The following is a 16,446-nucleotide window of genomic DNA, read 5'->3' on the forward strand; positions in this document are numbered from 1 at the left end:
GTGTAATTTCCTTGAAGAGCCGAACGCCACCCATGACTGCCCCTCAACGCCTCACCGACCGCAAGCGCGAAGCCATCGTGGCAGCGGCCATTGCCGAGTTTCGCGCAAACGGTTTCGAGGTCACCAGCATGGACAAGATCGCCGCCACCGCCGGCGTTTCCAAGCGTACGGTGTACAACCACTTCCCCAGCAAGGAAGAGCTGTTCGCCGAAATCCTCCACAAACTGTGGGCCAGCAGTGTTGCACAGCTCGACGTCAGCTACGCCAGCGACCGCCCGTTGCGCGAACAATTGCGGGGGTTGCTGGAAGCAAAGATGAAGATGATGTCGGACGTGAATTTCCTCGACCTCGCCAGGGTCGCTATCGCTGCCACCATCCATTCGCCGGAACGTGCGCAGGACATGGTCACCCGCCTGAGCCAACGCGAAGAAGGGTTTACCCAATGGGTGCGTGCCGCCCAGGAAGATGGCCGGCTCAACTGCAGTGACCCGGCCTTTGCCGCCCACCAGATCCAAAGCCTGCTCAAGGCGTTTGCCTTCTGGCCACAGATTACCCTTGGGCAACCGACCCTGGATGCGGCCAGCCAAGCCAGCGTAATCGAGTCGGCCATCGACCTGTTCCTGGCCGGCTACGAAGTCAAAACACCGGGCCAGCCGTAAAAAACCGTTGCACGAGCGACGTCCCAGGTCGTTTTTGACGCATTCGCCCTCTGTTTTGCGCAAATGGCCTGGAAGGACACTGATTATTCCCCCGCGAATAATTGACAATATTCGTGGGCATTCTCCGATCAGCGGTGAAGCCCACGAACATGTGTCGTCGTATCTGCAAAAAAGAGCTGACCCAGGAATTTATGGAAAACAGACAAGGCAAAGGGCTTTCCTTTGCCAGGCGTATCTACAGGCCAAGGATTATCGGCACAGCCATGTGCTGTATCAGCGTGATAGCGGCCCTGTACCCGCTCGCGATGCCGGGTTGGCTCTGGGCGCTGTTATTGGTCAACGCTTTCGTCTGGCCACACGTGGCGTATCAATGGGCAACCCGCTCCAAATACCCCTATGACGCCGAGCAACGCAACCTGCTGTATGACGCACTGTTCAGTGGGTTCTGGGCGGCGACGCTGCAATTTAGCCCGCTGACCACCGTGACCTTGCTGTCGATGGTCGCCATGAACAACGTCGCTGCCGGTGGTAAGCGCCTGCTGATACGCGGCGCACTGGCCCAAGTGCTCGGCGCCGCTATCGGCGCTGTGGTGTTCGGCCTGCACTTCAACCCGTCGGTGAGCCTGGTTGAGGTTTACGCCTGCCTGCCCATGCTCACGCTCTACCCCATGGCCATCGGCATGGTCTGCTATCAACTGGCGATCAAACTGTCGGAACACAAGCGAGCCCTCAGCGCCCTGAGCCGTATCGATAGCCTCACCGGCCTGCTCAATCACGGTTCATGGAAAGACCTGCTGCACCTCAAGTTCCACAAGTGCCAGCAACAGCAAAGCCATGCCACCATTGCCTTGATCGATATCGATCACTTCAAGCGAATCAATGACACCCACGGGCATATCGTCGGCGACACGGTACTGCGGCAATTGAGCCTGGAGTTGCGGCGTAACCTGCGGGAAAACGACCTGGCCGGGCGTTACGGAGGCGATGAATTCTGTGTGATTCTTCCACAAATGTCGCTGGAACAAGCCGCCCAGGTCATGGAGCGCATGCGTGAAACCTTCAACAATTACCGCAACCCGCAGATACCGGAACTGCGCGTGAGCCTGAGCATCGGCCTGGCGGGGTTCCAGCCGTCCTTTACCAATGCCGCCATGTGGCTCAATGCGGCGGACCGGGCGCTGTATGCCGCCAAAGACACCGGGCGCAACCGGGTCAGCGTAAGTGACGACAAGGTCGCCTATTCCGCCTGACGTTGTCCGATAACTGCTCGTCTGAATAGTGCGCCCTGCACCCCAGGCAGCAGCATAATGCCACCATTGGTCGCCTGCCCAAAAAAGGTCCTGCCCCTGGGGCGAACTTCCCGTCAGGCTGATCACTCTGAACCCGTTGTTCCACCCCGTTCTGTCGGCACAAGGAAGCTGACAATGAGCAAGTCAACCGTATGGCGTATGCCTTACGGGGGCAGGCGCATACCCAAGGAAACTCCAGCAGTCGCTTGCCCGAGCACCCGACCATGTTTTTTAACACCCATAAACAAACCATCAACACCCTGCAACACACCGTCGCCCAACAGGCCAGCCTGCTGGATGCCATCGAGCGCGCCATGGCGGTGATCGAATTCGACCTGCACGGCAACGTGCTGCGCGCCAATGCCAACTTCCTGCAGACCATGAACTACCGCGCCGAGCAGGTGGAGGGCCAGTCCCATCGCATGTTCTGCACCCCGGCGTTCGCTCGCAGCGCCGAGTACAACCAGTTGTGGTCGAACCTGCGCAATGGCCAGTTCCAGTCCGGCACCTTTGAACGAGTGGCCGGCAATGGCCAATCGGTGTGGCTGGAAGCCAACTATAACCCGGTGCGAAATGACGCCGGCCAGGTGATAAAAGTGGTGAAGTACGCGATGGACGTCACCCCACGCCTGCAGGCGGAAAGTGAAGCCAATGCCAAACTGGAGGCCATCGGGCGTGCCATGGCGGTGATCGAATTCAACCTCGACGGCACCATCATCACGGCCAACGCAAACTTTCTGCAGCGCATGGGTTACACCTTGGCGCAGATCCAGGGCCAGCATCACCGCCTGTTCTGCACCGCGGAACTGGCCGGCAGTTCGGCCTACAGCGACTTCTGGCGACGCCTGAACCAGGGCGAATTGTTCAGCGGCCAGTTCGAGCGGGTCGATAAAAACGGCCGGACCGTATGGCTTGAAGCCAACTACAACCCGGTGTACGACGCCAGTGGGCACCTGTGCAAAGTGGTGAAGTTCGCCTCGGATATCACCGCCACGGTGCAACAACATGCGGCCGACGCCGCCAGCGCCGCCCAGGCGTACCACATCTCCCTGAACACGCGGGACATCGCCGAAAAAGGTGCCGAGGTGATCCAGCAAACAGCCAGCGGCATGCGCGACATTGCCGCGGACATCGATGGCTCCTCGCAACTGATCGCCAAGCTGGGTGAGCGTTCGCAGCAAATCACCGCCATCGTCAACACCATTCGGGGCATCGCCGACCAGACCAACCTGCTGGCACTCAACGCCGCCATTGAAGCGGCGCGGGCAGGCGAACAAGGTCGCGGGTTTGCCGTGGTGGCTGATGAAGTCCGGCAACTGGCAGCACGTACCAGCGGCTCCACGACGGAAATTTCCAGCATGATCGCAATGATCCAGGACGAAACCCGCCAGGCCATCCACAGCATGGACGGCACCCGCGACCGCGCCGCACAAGGTCTCGACCTGGCCGATCGCGCCGGTACGGTGATCCTGCAGATCCGCGCAGGCACGAGCGAGGCTGTGCAGGCGGTGAGTGCGTTTGCCAATGAACGTGGGGCCAACTGACCCGATCTTCATGCGGGCAGCTGGGGGCTCGGTCTATAGTGCACAACTGTCTATTTGTTGAGCACCCGAGCCCGCCATGACCCCAGAAAAGCCCGAAGCCGCCCCCGTCGACCACCTGCGCTTCCACCGCCGCCACGCCCATTTGGCGCCGACCTTTGGTAACGACACCTTCGCCCTCAAGGCCGAAGCCTTCGCACGCTTCTTCGGTACGCCCACGTTCCTCGGTGCGCAAACCGCCATTGTGGTGCTGTGGGTGGTACTGAACATCACCGGCATCACACATTTCGACATGTACCCGTTCATCCTGCTCAACCTGGCCTTCAGCCTGCAATCGGCCTATGCCGCGCCCTTGATCCTGCTGGCCCAGACGCGCCAGGCCGCTCGCGACAAAGCCCAGTCCGACGCCGACGCGCAGCACCGTGAAGCGCTGGCCGTTGCCAACACCGAACGCCAGGCCCAGGCCGCGCAGACCACCAAGCAGTTGCTGGAGCTGCTGGAACAGAACACCCGACTCACGGAAATGACCAAACAGCTGACAGAACATATCGAAAGCCTGACGTGCGAAATGCATGAGCACTTTGTGCGAAAAACCTAAGGCAAGCGCACATGCCCACTCAGCTCATCAAACAGTGTCACCACCGAGCGCAACGCCCGGCAGTCAGGGCGCGTAAGCAACCACAGCGCCGTATCGTGCCCCGCCAACGCGGGGCCCAGCGGTTGCAGGCCGTCGTCGACTAGAAAGTCGGGCAACGCCGCCACGCCCAACCCCGCCCGTACCAGCTCGGTGACCGACTGCATGCTGTTGCAGCGATAACTCAAGCGCACGCCGGGCAGGTGCTCGCGGCGCCAGGCCACTGTGGGATGATCGGGCAGGAAATCATCCGGGGCGATCCAAGGCAGGTCCGCCCACTCCCGGCCCGCGTATTGGCTTGCCAACCCTGGGCTGGCGCACACCCGATAGGCCACGCCGCCCAAACGGCGGCCAACCAGATGCTCCGGCGGCGCGCGGGTGAGGCGCAAGGCAATATCCGCATCGCGGCGGCTGAGGTTGGCGAAATCATTCGACGTGCTCAGCTCCAAGGTCAGCGCCGGGTACTGCGGCATGAACTGCGCCAGGGCCGGCAACAGCAAACCTTGCAGCACCGAGTCGGTACAGGTCAGGCGCACCGTGCCGCTGATCACCTCACCGCCCTGCTCCACACCGATGCGCGCCGCTTGCAGCGCTTGTTCGGCACATTCCGCCTGCTGCGCCAGGTGGCTCGCCAGGCTCGTGGGCAGGTAACCGGCGCGGCTTTTTTCAAACAGCGTCTGGCCCAACGCCGCCTCCAGGCGCCGCACTGCACGGAACACCGTGGACACATCCACGCGCAATAACGTCGCCGCCCGCGCCAGGGTACCGCCGCGCACCAGGGCGAGGATCAGCGACAGGTCAGGGTAGTCAATGGAATAGTGCGTGGCTGCATTGAGCATGTGGGCAAACGCCAATTTTGATTGCGTGAACGCCAATTTATAATGCCCCCCAGGACACCACAAGCCACGGGATGTACACCATGAACGCCACGCCCTTGCACCTCGCCCTGATCGGCGATTACAACCCTGATGTTATCGCTCACCAGGCGATTCCCCTGGCGCTGCAACAGGCGGCCGACACGCTGGGCCTGACCCTCCATAGCCAATGGCTCGACACGGATGCGATGCCAGAAACCCTCCACGACTTCGACGGTTTCTGGTGCGTCCCCGGCAGCCCCTACCGCGACACCGATGGCGCACTGCGGGCGATCCGTTTTGCCCGCGAACAGCGGCGACCGTTCCTCGGCACCTGCGGCGGTTTTCAACATGCCGTACTGGAATACGCGCGCAATCTGCTCGGTTGGAAGGACGCCGAGCACGGCGAGCTCGCCCCACAGGCCAAGCGCGCGGTGATCGCGCCGTTGAGCTGTACCCTGGTGGAAGCCACCGACAACGTGCATCTGAAGCCCTACACTCGCATCGCCGACGCCTACGGCACCCTTGATCTGCTGGAAGGTTATCGCTGCCGCTACGGCGTGAACCCTGAGTTCGTCGATGCCCTGCTCGAAGGCGATCTGATCCCCAGCGGCCATGATTCGGCAGGCGACCTGCGCGCGGTGGAACTGCTCGATCATCCGTTCTTCGTGGCCACGTTGTTCCAGCCCGAACGCAGCGCGCTGAAAGGCGTCACCCCGCCCTTGGCGATTGCCCTGCTCAACGCCTGCCAGGCGGTGTCGGCATGATCGCCCATACGCCCAACCCGCCCTACTACGCGGTGATTTTCAGCTCACTGCGCACCGAGGGCGACCAAGGTTACGGCCAGGCGGCCGGCCGCATGCTCGAACTGGCGCGCGAACAACCGGGGTTTCTCGGCGTGGAATCGGCGCGGGAAGACGGCCTGGGGATCACCGTATCGTACTGGGAGAGTGAGGCGGCGATCCTGGCCTGGAAGCAGCAGGCCGAGCACCAGGCGGTGCGCGAACAGGGGCGCGCCACGTGGTATTCGGCCTTTCAGACCCGGGTATGCAAAGTCGAGCGGGCCTACGCCTTCCAGAATTGAAAGACAGGCCCCTCGTGGGCCTAACTCACCAGGCTGCGCAATGCAGTGATCTGCGGGATTTCGACCCGGCGCATATACACCCGCAGTGGCTCGGTGATGTTGATGCGGTCATCGACGTTCTGGTCCAGCAGCAACTGGATGCGTTCGCGGGACAGGGTCATGGTCTGCTCCGGGGCCGGCAGCCAGACGAATTCGGCGGTGGGGATGATGCCGTCATCGGCCACGTCCATGCCGAAAGCGTCTTCGCTGAAACGTACGATGTACTGGCCCGTCTTGCGGTTGAGGCCAACAAACCCGTGGAGTTGGTCGGCGGCCTGGCAGATAAGCTCGGAGGTGATGCGCATGGTAAACCTCACTGAAAAGTCCCACAGGGACTGGAAAGATGGTTTACACGCGTGGCGAAAGTACTGCCCTCTGACGGGGCAGCTTCGCGCAAGAGTACTGCAATGCATCCCCTAAAAACCCGAAAAACTTTGGCCGTGCGCACGTTAATGTCGGTTTGGTGATAGCGCCTTTCGCAATCAATTGTTAAAAAGGAGGCCTTCTCAAAGCTACCTCCACGAAAGGACTTCGCATATGCCTGTCACGTTTACCAAGAGCGCCCTGCTGCTCGCCCTGATGCTCGGCCTCGGCCAGGCACATGCGCAAGACCCGATCAGCCCGGCTGAATTGGCGACTAACGAAGGCATCCCCTACCCTGCCGTGATCGCCCACCGTGGCGCCTCCTATGACGCCCCCGAGTCCACCGCCGCCGCCTACAAGGTCGCCCGCGACCTGGGTGCCGATTACCTGGAAATGGACCTGCAGCGCAGCAAGGACGGCGTGCTGTTCGCCCTGCACGACAACAACCTGCAGCGCACCACCGACGTGGCCACCAAGTTCCCCGACCGCAAGGACGCCCCGGCCAACGAGTTCACCTGGAAAGAATTGCAAACCCTCGACGCCGGCAGCTGGTTCAACGCCGCCTACCCGGACCGTGCGCGCCCAGGTTTCGTCGGCCTGAAAATCCAGAGCCTGGACGACATCATCAAGATCGCCGAAGGCAACCCGCAGCACAAACCGGGCCTGTACATCGAGACCAAAGAACCCAAGCAATTCCCAGGCATCGAAGCCGACCTGAAGAACAAGCTGCTGGACAAAGGCTGGCTGAGTTCGGCCGGTTCCAAGCTGGGCAAGAGCAACACCGGCGTCGGCCAGGGCAAGGGCCGCGTGGTGCTGCAAACCTTTGAAGTGGCAAGCCTCAAAGCGCTGCAGAACGAAATGCCCAACACCCCGAAAATCCTGCTGTTATGGGTGGGTGAAGGCAGCATCGAGCCGAAAAACAAGCAGACGTTCGCGGAGTCCGGCGAAACCACCAAGGCCGCTTATTACGCCAAGCAAGAACCGAAGGATGCTGCCGAGTTCGAAAAATGGATCGACGAAGCCAAGAGCCTCGGCGCCATCGGCACCGGCCCTTCGGCTGAGCTGACCGCCCATGGGGACCAGAGCTACACCGACCTGGTGAAACCCGAAATGAACAAGTTGACCCACGACAAAGGCCTGCTGGTGCACGTGTACACCGTCGATGAGCCGGTGGACTTCGACAAGGTGATGAAAGCCGGCGTCGACGGCATCTTCACCAACCGCGCCGCCGAACTGCTGAAGTTCTACAAGCGCTGGCCGTCGTCCAGCGTGCAGGATCTGTTGAACGACTATAAGTACTGAGTCAACGGCCTGATCCTCGGGGCGCTGGGGCGCATAGAGGCCAGTCGCTAACCGTTTCATCCGAGTCTCGCTTTTACAGGAGGCTCAAGCCTGAAAGCCTGCGTGTTAATCGGATTGAACAAACGGCGTAACGGCTTGAACTAATTAAGGATGAATTAAGTTGCACTGGCTAACCTGATCCCACTTAAACAGCTCACCGAAGAAGGACACACCATGAAAACCCTGACTACGTTGTTCGCCGCTACCGCCCTGACCCTGACCGCCGGCCTGGCCCAGGCGGATGTTCGCCCGGACCACATCGAAGGCCTGCTCAAGTCCGGCGCAGTGATGCCTTTCGAGAAACTCAACGCGGCCGCTGTGGCCAAACACGCCGGTGCCACCATCAACGACACCGAGCTGGACCACAACAAAAGCGGCGTACTGGTCTACGAAGTTGACCTGACCGACACCACCGGCAAGAAGTTTGAAGTGAAACTCGACGCCAAGACCGGCGCCGTGCTGGAAGACAAACTCGATACTTGAGTGACCGCCTCACATAAAAACCGCGCTACCTTTGGGTAGCGCGGTTTTTTTATGCCTGCGGGTAGGAAAACCCTCCCCCTAACGAATGAAATAACGCCTACAGCGCACAAGGTCGCTAAAATCCCACTCATTGGCCGGGGCATAACGCTCACCACCTTACGGATCGAGAGTGCTGCATGGGGCAAAAAGCCGCCGACATCGCCACCATTGGCAGAATCAGTGCCGTCCCCGCGATGCTCAAAGTCATCAGCGATATGACCGGCCTGCGCTTTGCCGCCGTCGCGCGGGTGACCGACGACACCTGGACCGCCTGCGCCGTGCTCGACCAACTGGACTTCGGCCTTGGGGTGGGCGGTGAGCTGGACCTGGCCACCACGATCTGCCACGAGATTCGCGGCTCCCACGTGTCCGTGGTGATCGACAAAGCCAGCGAAGATCCGGTCTACCACGACCACCACACCCCGCGGCTCTACCAGTTTGAAAGCTATATTTCGGTGCCGGTGTTCCGCACCGACGGCAGATTCTTCGGCACCATCTGCGCCCTGGACCCCAACCCCGCCCATCTGCGCAGCAGCAGTATCCAGAGCACCATGGAGTCGTTCGCCCGGGTGCTGTCCTTGCAAATCGAAGCCGAAGAAGCCGCGCATTACACGCAAGCGCAATTGCAGGAAGAACGCGGCACCGCCGAATTGCGCGAGCAATTCATTGCAGTGCTCGGCCACGACCTGCGCAACCCGCTGTTCGCGATCAACTTCAGTGCGGAACGGCTGCTGCGCAAATTCCCCGACCCGGCCACCGACACCCTCGTACGCCATATCCTCACCAGCGGTCGCCGCGCCGCGCAGTTGGTCGAAGACCTGCTGGACTTTGCCCGTGGCCGCCTGGGCAGCGGTATCCCGCTGAACATCGGCGATTGCCAGGGTTTGCAGGAGGCATTGCAGCATGTGGTCTCGGAAGTGCAGAGCGTGCACCCGCAACGGGTGATCCAGGCGGATATCGGCGACCTGCAGGGCGTGAGCGGCGACCGCGATCGCCTGGCGCAGTTGCTCTCCAACCTGGTGGCCAATGCCATCCATCATGGTCATCACGATGGACCGGTGGAGGTCACGGCAAAAATCGAGCAGGGTCGTTTCAACCTGAGCGTGAAAAACCCCGGACAGATTGACGCCCAAGCCTTGCCCCGGCTGTTCGAGCCCTACTCGCGCCCCGCCAAGGACACCCCCCAGGCCGGTCTGGGACTGGGGTTGTACATCGTCAAGCAGATTGCCGACGCCCATGGCGGTGAATTGAGCGTCTCCACCACCGCTGAGCACGGCACCGTGTTCACGTTCAGCCTGCCAACGGCCTGATCAAGCGCCGAGGCGCGCCGTCACCTCGTTCAACTCGCTCGACAACCCGCGCAGGTTGTGGCTCGCCGCTTCGGTGCGCTTGACGTTGTCGAGGTTGGCCGTCGCCACCGTGGTGATCTGCGTGATATTGCGCGAGATGTCCTCGGCCACCGACGTCTGCTCCTCGGCCGCCGTGGCAATCTGGCGATTCATGTCACGGATGGCCTCGACGGCCTGGGTGATGTGCGCGAGCATGGCGCCGGCCTGGGTGACCTTCTCCACACTGTCATCGCTGCACGACTGACCACTCACAATCGCTTCGGCCGCATCCACCGCGCCGGTCTGCACCGCCTCGATAATCCCGTTGATCTCGATGATCGACGCCGCCGTGCGTTGCGCCAGGCTGCGCACTTCATCGGCCACCACCGCAAAACCGCGGCCGGCTTCGCCTGCGCGCGCGGCCTCGATGGCGGCGTTCAGTGCCAGCAAATTGGTCTGCTCGGCGATGCCACGAATCACTTCCAGCACCTTGCCGATGCGCACGCTATCGGTTTCCAGACGACGGATGATGGTGCCGGTGTTGAGGATCTCGTTGCGCATCTGACCGATGGTCGCGATGGTGACCTTCATCACTTCGCCGCCTTCACGGGCCGAGTGATCCGCCTCGTCGGCCGCACGGGAAGCACTGGCGGCGTGGCGCGCGACTTCCTGGGCGGTGGCTGACATTTCGGTCATGGCCGTGGCCACCTGGTCGGTGCGGTTGAATTGATCGCTGGTGCCGGTCGCCATCTGCCCGGCGATGGCATTCAGTTCGCCGCTGGCGCCGACCAGGTCGGTGGCGCTGCGCTGCAAGCGGCTGAAGGTTTCGGCGAGGAAGTCGCGCAAGGTATTCGCGGCAGCGGCCAAGTGGCCCAGCTCATCCTGGCGCCGGCTGGCCACGCGCTCAGCGAAGCGACCGTGGCTCAGTTGCGTCACATAGTCGATCAGGCTACGGATCGGCAGGATCAAATTGCGGTTGATCAGCCACAGGCTGAACAGGCCGATCAACACACCGGACAGCAACATGATCGCCAGGCCCACCAGCACGGTGCGCTCGGCGTAGGCACTGATGGCCTTGGATTGCTGGCTGCCTTGTTCGCGCAGGTCACTGACCAGCGCGCTCATCTGCTCACTCGCGGCGCGATCCACACCCTTGACTGCGGTGTCGCCGACGGTTGCATCGCCACCCGCCGCCACGTAGGCATCGCGGCCCTTCTGGTAGGCCACACCCAGTTGCTGGTGTGCCTGGCGCAGGGTTTCGATGCGCTGGTTCAGGGCCGGGTCGCGGGTGGTCTGGGTGACGAGGCGCGTGAGGATGCCTTGCACATCGCGTTGGCGGTCCTGGAACTGACCCCAGTATTTCTCCATGTCCTGCGGCTGCTTGCCGCGCAGCAACACGTTTTTCCATTCCTGCACCTGCACCTTGAATTGCAGGTTGGCCTCGTCGATCAATTGTGAGGTCAGCAATGGCCCATCGATCAAACTGCGGTAACTCTGCACCCCGTTGGACAGGAAATTGAAACACGCCAGGGCGATCAATAGCATCGCCAACAGGCTGCCACCGAGCAGCGAAAGGATTTGTGCTCTCAAAGAGGTTCGCAAAACATTCATCGGGGAAAAGCCTCGATACAAGGAAGTGGTGCATGCACGCCGTAACGTCCCTGTCATCAAAAGCACCGCCGGTCCACAGCGGTTGCTAATGCCTTGGATCGGCCGTGCTAGAGGCTTCTTGAACGGTTCCTGACAAAAGGTCAAATAAATGTCATCGCAACGAAATAAATCGCAAGCCGTCACAAAACTGTCAAATTCCCTTGCAATGATTCGCTACGCGCCCTGTGAAACGTCCTACAGGCCTTTTCTCTGCGAGCCCTCATGAACCACAGCATCGACCACAGCCACCAGGACTCCGACCTGTTTGGCTTGCTTTACGGTTTCCGTTTCCGCCCCGGTGAAAAGGGTGAGCAAATCGATTCGGCCACGGCGCTCCAGGCGCTGCAACAACCGGCCGACCCGGATGAGTTTTTGTGGCTGCACCTGAACCTCGCCCACGCGGCGTGCGAGCGTTGGATGCAGGCACACCTGGATTTGCCGGAAGAATTCTTCGAAGCCCTGCATGAAGGTTCACGCTCCACGCGTATCGAACACGTCGACTCGGCCTTGTTGGCGGTGGTCAACGACGTGGTGTTCAACTTCAGCAGCATGGTGTCGTCGGATATTTCCACGCTGTGGGTTTGCGCCCGCAGCCGCCTGCTGATCAGCGCGCGCCTGCAACCGCTGCACTCGGTGGACAAGTTGCGCTCGTCGGTGAAAGCCGGTGAAAGCTTTCGCTCGCCGCTGGCCTTGCTGGTGCACTTGCTGCGCGACCAGGGTGAAGTGCTGACGCAGATCGTGCGCAAGACCAGCATCAGCGTCGACCATATCGAAGACCAGTTGCTGTCTTCGCGCCTGTCCACCAACCGCGCGGAGCTTGGTGCCGCGCGCCGGGTGCTGGTGCGCCTGCAACGCCTGCTGGCGCTGGAACCGGGCTCGCTGTTGCGCCTGCTCAACCGGCCGCCGCAGTGGCTGCAGAAGGAAGACGTGAAGGAATTGCGTAAATCCACCGAAGAGTTTGCGCTGATCATCAACGACCTGATGGCCCTGGGTGAGCGGATTAAGTTGTTGCAGGAAGAGATCGCCGCCAACCTCAACGAGCAAAGCAACCGCACGCTGTTCACCCTCACCGTGGTGACGGTGTTGGCCTTGCCGATCAATATAATCGCCGGTTTTTTCGGCATGAACGTGGGCGGTGTGCCGCTATCCCAAGACCCGGAGGGGTTTTGGATATTGGTGGCGTTGGTGGCGACCTTTACCTTGATTGCCGGGCGATGGGCCTTCAGGAAGCGCAAAGACTACTGAACTGGAACGCAGTTGACATGTGAGAGGGGGCTTGCCCCCGATAGCGGTGGATCAGGCAGTTTGTCTTTAGCTGACCTACTGCAATCGGGGGCAAGCCCCCTCCCACATAGGTTCTGCGGCGTATACAGGATCAGCGGCTATCCCAATTCCATCAAACACTGACCTATGGCAGCATCTCTGTAACATTCTGCAATGACTATGAACGGCATCCTCACAACACTGGATGCTCCGGCATGGCCACCCCTTCCCTGACTGCCTCCACCCACACCTCAGTTGCAGACCCCAAACCCAGGCTGGACAAGAAACCCAGCCTGGTGACGGTGATCATCTTCTTCGCCGTGCTCGCCATGGGGCTGTTGTTCACCGCCTACAGCCTGATGCATGACATGCATGAAATGGGCGCCCAACTCACCACGTGGACGCCGTTTTTGCTGCTCGGCGTGGCGCTGTTGATCGCCTTGGGTTTCGAGTTCGTCAACGGCTTCCACGACACCGCCAACGCCGTGGCGACGGTGATCTACACCAACTCGCTGCCGCCGCATTTCGCGGTGGTGTGGTCGGGCTTTTTCAACTTCCTCGGCGTGCTGCTGTCGAGCGGCGCGGTGGCGTTCGGGATCATTGCGCTGCTGCCGGTCGAGCTGATTTTGCAGGTGGGTTCATCGGCCGGTTTCGCGATGATCTTCGCCCTGTTGATCGCCGCGATCCTGTGGAACCTCGGCACCTGGTGGCTGGGTTTGCCGGCGTCGTCGTCCCACACCCTGATCGGCTCGATCATCGGCGTGGGTGTGGCGAATGCCTTGATGCACGGGCGTGACGGCACCAGCGGCGTGGACTGGAGCCAGGCGATCAAAATCGGTTACGCCTTGCTGCTGTCGCCGCTGATCGGCTTCGCGTTTGCGGCCATGCTGTTGCTGGCCCTGCGCGCCTTCGTCAAAAACCGTGCGCTGTACAAGGCGCCGAAAGGCGACACCCCGCCGCCATGGTGGATCCGCGGCATGCTGATCGCCACCTGCACCGGCGTGTCCTTCGCCCATGGCTCCAACGATGGGCAAAAAGGCATGGGCCTGATCATGCTGATCCTGGTCGGCACCCTGCCGATGGCCTACGCGCTGAACCGCACCATGCCGGCCGAGCAGTCGTTGCAGTTCGCGGCCGTGGCCGAAGTCACCCAGGTCGCCCTGGTGAAAAGCGCACCGCAACCGCTGAGCGGCGATCCGCGCCCGATTCTCTCGACCTACGTACGCACCAAGGAACCCACTGCAGAACTGGTGCCGGCCCTCGCGGCCCTGGCCGGACAGATCGGTGAGGAAGTCAAAGGCTACGGCTCCCTGGCCAAAGTGCCTGCCGAAGCCGTCGGCAACGTGCGTAACGACATGTACCTGAGCAGCGAAACCATTCGCCTGATGGACAAGGGCAAGGTCGGTAATTTCGACGCCGATACCCAAGGCAAGCTGCAACTGTTCAAGCAACAGATCGACAATTCCACGCGCTTCATTCCGCTGTGGGTCAAGATCGCCGTGGCAATCGCCTTGGGCCTCGGCACCATGGTGGGCTGGAAGCGCATCGTAGTGACCGTGGGTGAAAAGATCGGCAAGACCCACCTGACTTACGCCCAAGGCGCCTCGGCTGAAATGGTGGCAATGCTGACCATCGGCGCGGCGGATATGTATGGGTTGCCGGTGTCGACGACGCATGTGTTGTCGTCGGGTGTGGCGGGGACCATGGTGGCGAACGGGGGCGGGTTGCAGATGCGCACTATCCGCAACCTGGCGATGGCGTGGGTACTCACGTTGCCGGCGGCGATCCTGCTTTCCGGCAGCCTTTACTGGCTGTTCACCCAACTCTTCTGACACAAAACCAAAGCAAAAGTGAACAGAGAACCAAATGTGGGAGGGGGCTTGCCCCCTCCCACAGTTTTATCCAGCGAACAGTCCAGCCATCATCTTCAGCCGCTTTTTGTAGATCCGCCGCGCCTCCAACGCCTCCTCCAGTGTCACCGCCACAAACCCCGCCCGCTGGTTCGGCTGCATCTGCCCGATCAAGTCCAGGTCGGCGCTGATCACGGTGCCAATCATCGCGTAGCCACCGCCCGACACCGCGTCCCGGTGCAACACAATCGGCTCCAGCCCGGCCGGTACCTGGATCGAGCCGATCGGGTAGCAACTGTCGACGATATTCGACGGATCCGATCCCGCGCCGAACGGCTGCTCCCGTGGCTGGAAGCTCAGCGCACTGCCGCCTTTGAAGCGATAGCCGATGCGGTCAGCTTCGGAACCCACGGTCCAGGGCTCGGCAAAAAAGCTGCTTTTGGCCGCAGCGGTCAGGCGCTCGTAATACAGGCCAGGCACCACACGCAGGGTCACATCGCCACCCACCGACCGGCGCAACGCCATCGGCAGGCTGTTGCCCGCACGGCCCGTGCCGCTGGGTTCGCCGATGGGCAATTCATCGCCTGCCTGCAAGCGTCGCCCGTGAAACCCGCCGAGTGAGCCAAGGGTATAGGTGGAGCGACTGCCGAGCACCAGCGGCACGTCAATGCCACCCGCCACCGCGAGGTAGGTGCGCGCGCCGGCCTTGGGAAACTCAAAGCGCAAGACCTGCCCGGCGCGCACCTGGAATGCAGTGTCCTGATGCACGACTTCACCGTCCAGGCGCGGTGACATCAAGGCGCCGCTGAGTGCCACCAGCGCGTCCTGCTGAAACTCAAGCTCGGGGCCGATCAGCGTGCATTCCAGGCCCGCCGCGCCCACCGGGTTGCCCACCAGGTGGTTGGCCGCACTCAGCGCGTACTGGTCCAGTGCGCCCGACGGCGGGATGCCCAAATGGTAATAACCTTCGCGGCCAAGGTCCTGCACGGAGGTGGCGAGGCCGGGTTTGAGGACCTTGATCATGCCAGCGCCTCCTGCAGGGTTTTCGGATAGCCGATGGGGTCGGCGAGAAAGGCGTCGAGGGAAAACTCCACCGGACGGATGCGCAAGTCGAAGCGTCCTGCGTCCACCTCGGCGACGGCAAGATCGTAGGCGTCGCGGTCCATGGGTTTGAACTGCACGATGTCACCGGGGCGGAAGAACACCATGTGTTCCTTGAGGTACGCCAATTGCTGCGCCGGGTCGTAGATGGGCGCCGGGGTCACGCCGAACATCTGGTAACCGCCGGCACCGCGCACCGAGTAGATGCAACCAAAACAGCCGCCATGGCCGAGGGTCAGCTTTGGTGTATCGGTGCGCGGCCGCAGGTACTTGGGCACCTGCAATTGGCGCTCGCGCTCGACCATCTGGAACATGAACGGCAAGCCCGCGACAAACCCGACCATCGACACAAACCACGGCGCGCCGCTGTGGGCGGCGATAAACGCATCGACATCGGCCAGGCCATTGATGCGCGCGGCGTACTCCAGGTCGGTGCCGCTGGGGTCCTGATGGCGGTCGCGAAAACGCATGAGCGTTTCATGGGTCCAGGGGTCGTTGTAGAGCACCGGGATTTCGATGATGCGCGTGTGCAAGGTGCGCTCGGCCACGGCCTGCGCTTCGGCGGTCTGCACCGCATCGAGCAATACATGGGGGGCGATGCGGTCGGGGTCGAAGCGAATCTGGAACGACGCATTGGCCAGGCACACATCCAGTACGCCTTCGAGCGCCAGGCGTTCCACGGCGCGTGTCACCGCCATGCCTTTGAAAAAGGCTTCCAGGGACATGCTGTCACTGACCTCGGCAAACAGGTGTTCATCACCGCCGAAGCTGTAGCGGATGGGGGACATTTCAGCCATGTCTGTTCCTCTTGGAATCATTGTAGAAAGGCAGGCGAAAAAAAAATGTTCAGGGCGTTTCTTGTTGTGGTGACTGGGCTTGCTGTGGTGAGCGGGCTTGCCCCGCGCTGGGCTGCGAAGCGGCCCCAGTA

The 16,446-nt window shown here is 61.6% G+C and carries 16 protein-coding genes and 1 pseudogene; 11 read left to right on the forward strand and 6 right to left on the reverse strand.

Annotated elements, in window-relative coordinates; all coding sequences use genetic code 11:
* The first annotated feature begins 32 nt into the window (after positions 1 to 32).
* The 4 genes from AO064_RS13555 to AO064_RS13570 all read left to right on the forward strand — a co-directional run bounded on the left by AO064_RS13555 (position 33) and on the right by AO064_RS13570 (position 4,087).
* Positions 33 to 659, forward strand: a complete 627-nt coding sequence (locus AO064_RS13555; RefSeq protein ID WP_064053671.1) for a TetR/AcrR family transcriptional regulator — start codon at positions 33 to 35, stop codon at positions 657 to 659.
* 191 nt (positions 660 to 850) lie between these two features.
* A complete protein-coding gene (locus tag AO064_RS13560) occupies positions 851 to 1,909 on the forward strand; it encodes a diguanylate cyclase (protein ID WP_064053672.1) in 1,059 nt (352 codons plus the stop codon).
* 263 nt (positions 1,910 to 2,172) lie between these two features.
* Entirely contained in the window at positions 2,173 to 3,492 is a 1,320-nt protein-coding gene (locus AO064_RS31495) for a methyl-accepting chemotaxis protein (RefSeq protein WP_064053673.1), read from the forward strand.
* Between the two features lie 76 nt (positions 3,493 to 3,568).
* Entirely contained in the window at positions 3,569 to 4,087 is a 519-nt protein-coding gene (locus AO064_RS13570) for a DUF1003 domain-containing protein (RefSeq protein WP_064053674.1), read from the forward strand.
* Here AO064_RS13570 and AO064_RS13575 read toward each other — a convergent pair.
* Positions 4,084 to 4,962 carry a LysR family transcriptional regulator gene (locus tag AO064_RS13575; protein WP_015885499.1) on the reverse strand — a complete coding sequence of 293 codons (879 nt, stop codon included), beginning with the start codon at positions 4,960 to 4,962 and terminating at the stop codon, positions 4,084 to 4,086. The two genes, AO064_RS13570 and AO064_RS13575, sit on opposite strands and share 4 nt — an antisense overlap.
* A gap of 80 nt (positions 4,963 to 5,042) precedes the next feature.
* Here AO064_RS13575 and AO064_RS13580 point away from each other — a divergent pair, with 80 nt between their 5' ends.
* Together AO064_RS13580 and AO064_RS13585 are read left to right on the forward strand one after the other, a co-directional pair.
* Positions 5,043 to 5,744 carry a CTP synthase C-terminal region-related (seleno)protein gene (locus tag AO064_RS13580; RefSeq protein ID WP_183143913.1) on the forward strand — a complete coding sequence of 234 codons (702 nt, stop codon included), beginning with the start codon at positions 5,043 to 5,045 and terminating at the stop codon, positions 5,742 to 5,744.
* Complete coding sequence (locus tag AO064_RS13585; protein ID WP_064053676.1) at positions 5,741 to 6,061, forward strand: antibiotic biosynthesis monooxygenase family protein; 321 nt, start codon at positions 5,741 to 5,743, stop codon at positions 6,059 to 6,061. The genes AO064_RS13580 and AO064_RS13585 overlap by 4 nt, the downstream gene beginning before the upstream one ends.
* Positions 6,062 to 6,081: 20 nt before the next feature.
* On the opposite strand, the gene AO064_RS13590 is transcribed toward AO064_RS13585, so the two are convergent.
* Positions 6,082 to 6,405, reverse strand: a complete 324-nt coding sequence (locus AO064_RS13590) for a DUF2025 family protein (RefSeq protein ID WP_046036455.1) — start codon at positions 6,403 to 6,405, stop codon at positions 6,082 to 6,084.
* Positions 6,406 to 6,637: 232 nt separating this feature from the next.
* Between AO064_RS13590 and AO064_RS13595 the strand changes: the two genes are divergently transcribed.
* From AO064_RS13595 to AO064_RS13605, 3 genes are all read left to right on the forward strand, one after another.
* The gene (locus tag AO064_RS13595; protein ID WP_064053677.1) at positions 6,638 to 7,765 is read left to right on the forward strand and encodes a glycerophosphodiester phosphodiesterase family protein; all 1,128 of its coding nucleotides are present in this window, start codon (positions 6,638 to 6,640) and stop codon (positions 7,763 to 7,765) included.
* Between the two features lie 213 nt (positions 7,766 to 7,978).
* The gene (locus AO064_RS13600; protein WP_015885504.1) at positions 7,979 to 8,287 is read left to right on the forward strand and encodes a PepSY domain-containing protein; all 309 of its coding nucleotides are present in this window, start codon (positions 7,979 to 7,981) and stop codon (positions 8,285 to 8,287) included.
* 176 nt (positions 8,288 to 8,463) lie between these two features.
* Positions 8,464 to 9,636, forward strand: a complete 1,173-nt coding sequence (locus tag AO064_RS13605) for a GAF domain-containing sensor histidine kinase (protein ID WP_064053678.1) — start codon at positions 8,464 to 8,466, stop codon at positions 9,634 to 9,636.
* Here the strand turns inward: AO064_RS13605 and AO064_RS31795 are convergent, their stop codons facing one another.
* Both AO064_RS31795 and AO064_RS31800 read right to left on the reverse strand, forming a co-directional pair.
* Entirely contained in the window at positions 9,637 to 10,404 is a 768-nt protein-coding gene (locus AO064_RS31795; RefSeq protein WP_425262144.1) for a methyl-accepting chemotaxis protein, read from the reverse strand.
* Positions 10,405 to 10,569: 165 nt separating this feature from the next.
* Positions 10,570 to 11,322 (reverse strand): annotated as a pseudogene (locus AO064_RS31800) (methyl-accepting chemotaxis protein); the annotation flags it as partial.
* A gap of 204 nt (positions 11,323 to 11,526) precedes the next feature.
* Here AO064_RS31800 and AO064_RS13615 point away from each other — a divergent pair.
* Together AO064_RS13615 and AO064_RS13620 are read left to right on the forward strand one after the other, a co-directional pair.
* Entirely contained in the window at positions 11,527 to 12,549 is a 1,023-nt protein-coding gene (locus tag AO064_RS13615; RefSeq protein WP_015885507.1) for a transporter, read from the forward strand.
* A gap of 233 nt (positions 12,550 to 12,782) precedes the next feature.
* Positions 12,783 to 14,399 carry an inorganic phosphate transporter gene (locus AO064_RS13620; protein WP_064053680.1) on the forward strand — a complete coding sequence of 539 codons (1,617 nt, stop codon included), beginning with the start codon at positions 12,783 to 12,785 and terminating at the stop codon, positions 14,397 to 14,399.
* Positions 14,400 to 14,465: 66 nt separating this feature from the next.
* Here AO064_RS13620 and AO064_RS13625 read toward each other — a convergent pair whose 3' ends face one another.
* Together AO064_RS13625 and AO064_RS13630 are read right to left on the reverse strand one after the other, a co-directional pair.
* Complete coding sequence (locus AO064_RS13625) at positions 14,466 to 15,440, reverse strand: 5-oxoprolinase subunit C family protein (protein ID WP_064053681.1); 975 nt, start codon at positions 15,438 to 15,440, stop codon at positions 14,466 to 14,468.
* On the reverse strand, positions 15,437 to 16,315 hold the full coding sequence (locus AO064_RS13630) for a 5-oxoprolinase subunit B family protein (protein ID WP_043205785.1): 879 nt from the start codon (positions 16,313 to 16,315) through the stop codon (positions 15,437 to 15,439). Before AO064_RS13630 ends, AO064_RS13625 begins: the two co-directional genes overlap by 4 nt.
* Positions 16,316 to 16,446: the final 131 nt, after the last annotated feature.

Source organism: Pseudomonas marginalis, from assembly GCF_001645105.1.
Taxonomy (GTDB): domain Bacteria; phylum Pseudomonadota; class Gammaproteobacteria; order Pseudomonadales; family Pseudomonadaceae; genus Aquipseudomonas; species Aquipseudomonas petroselini.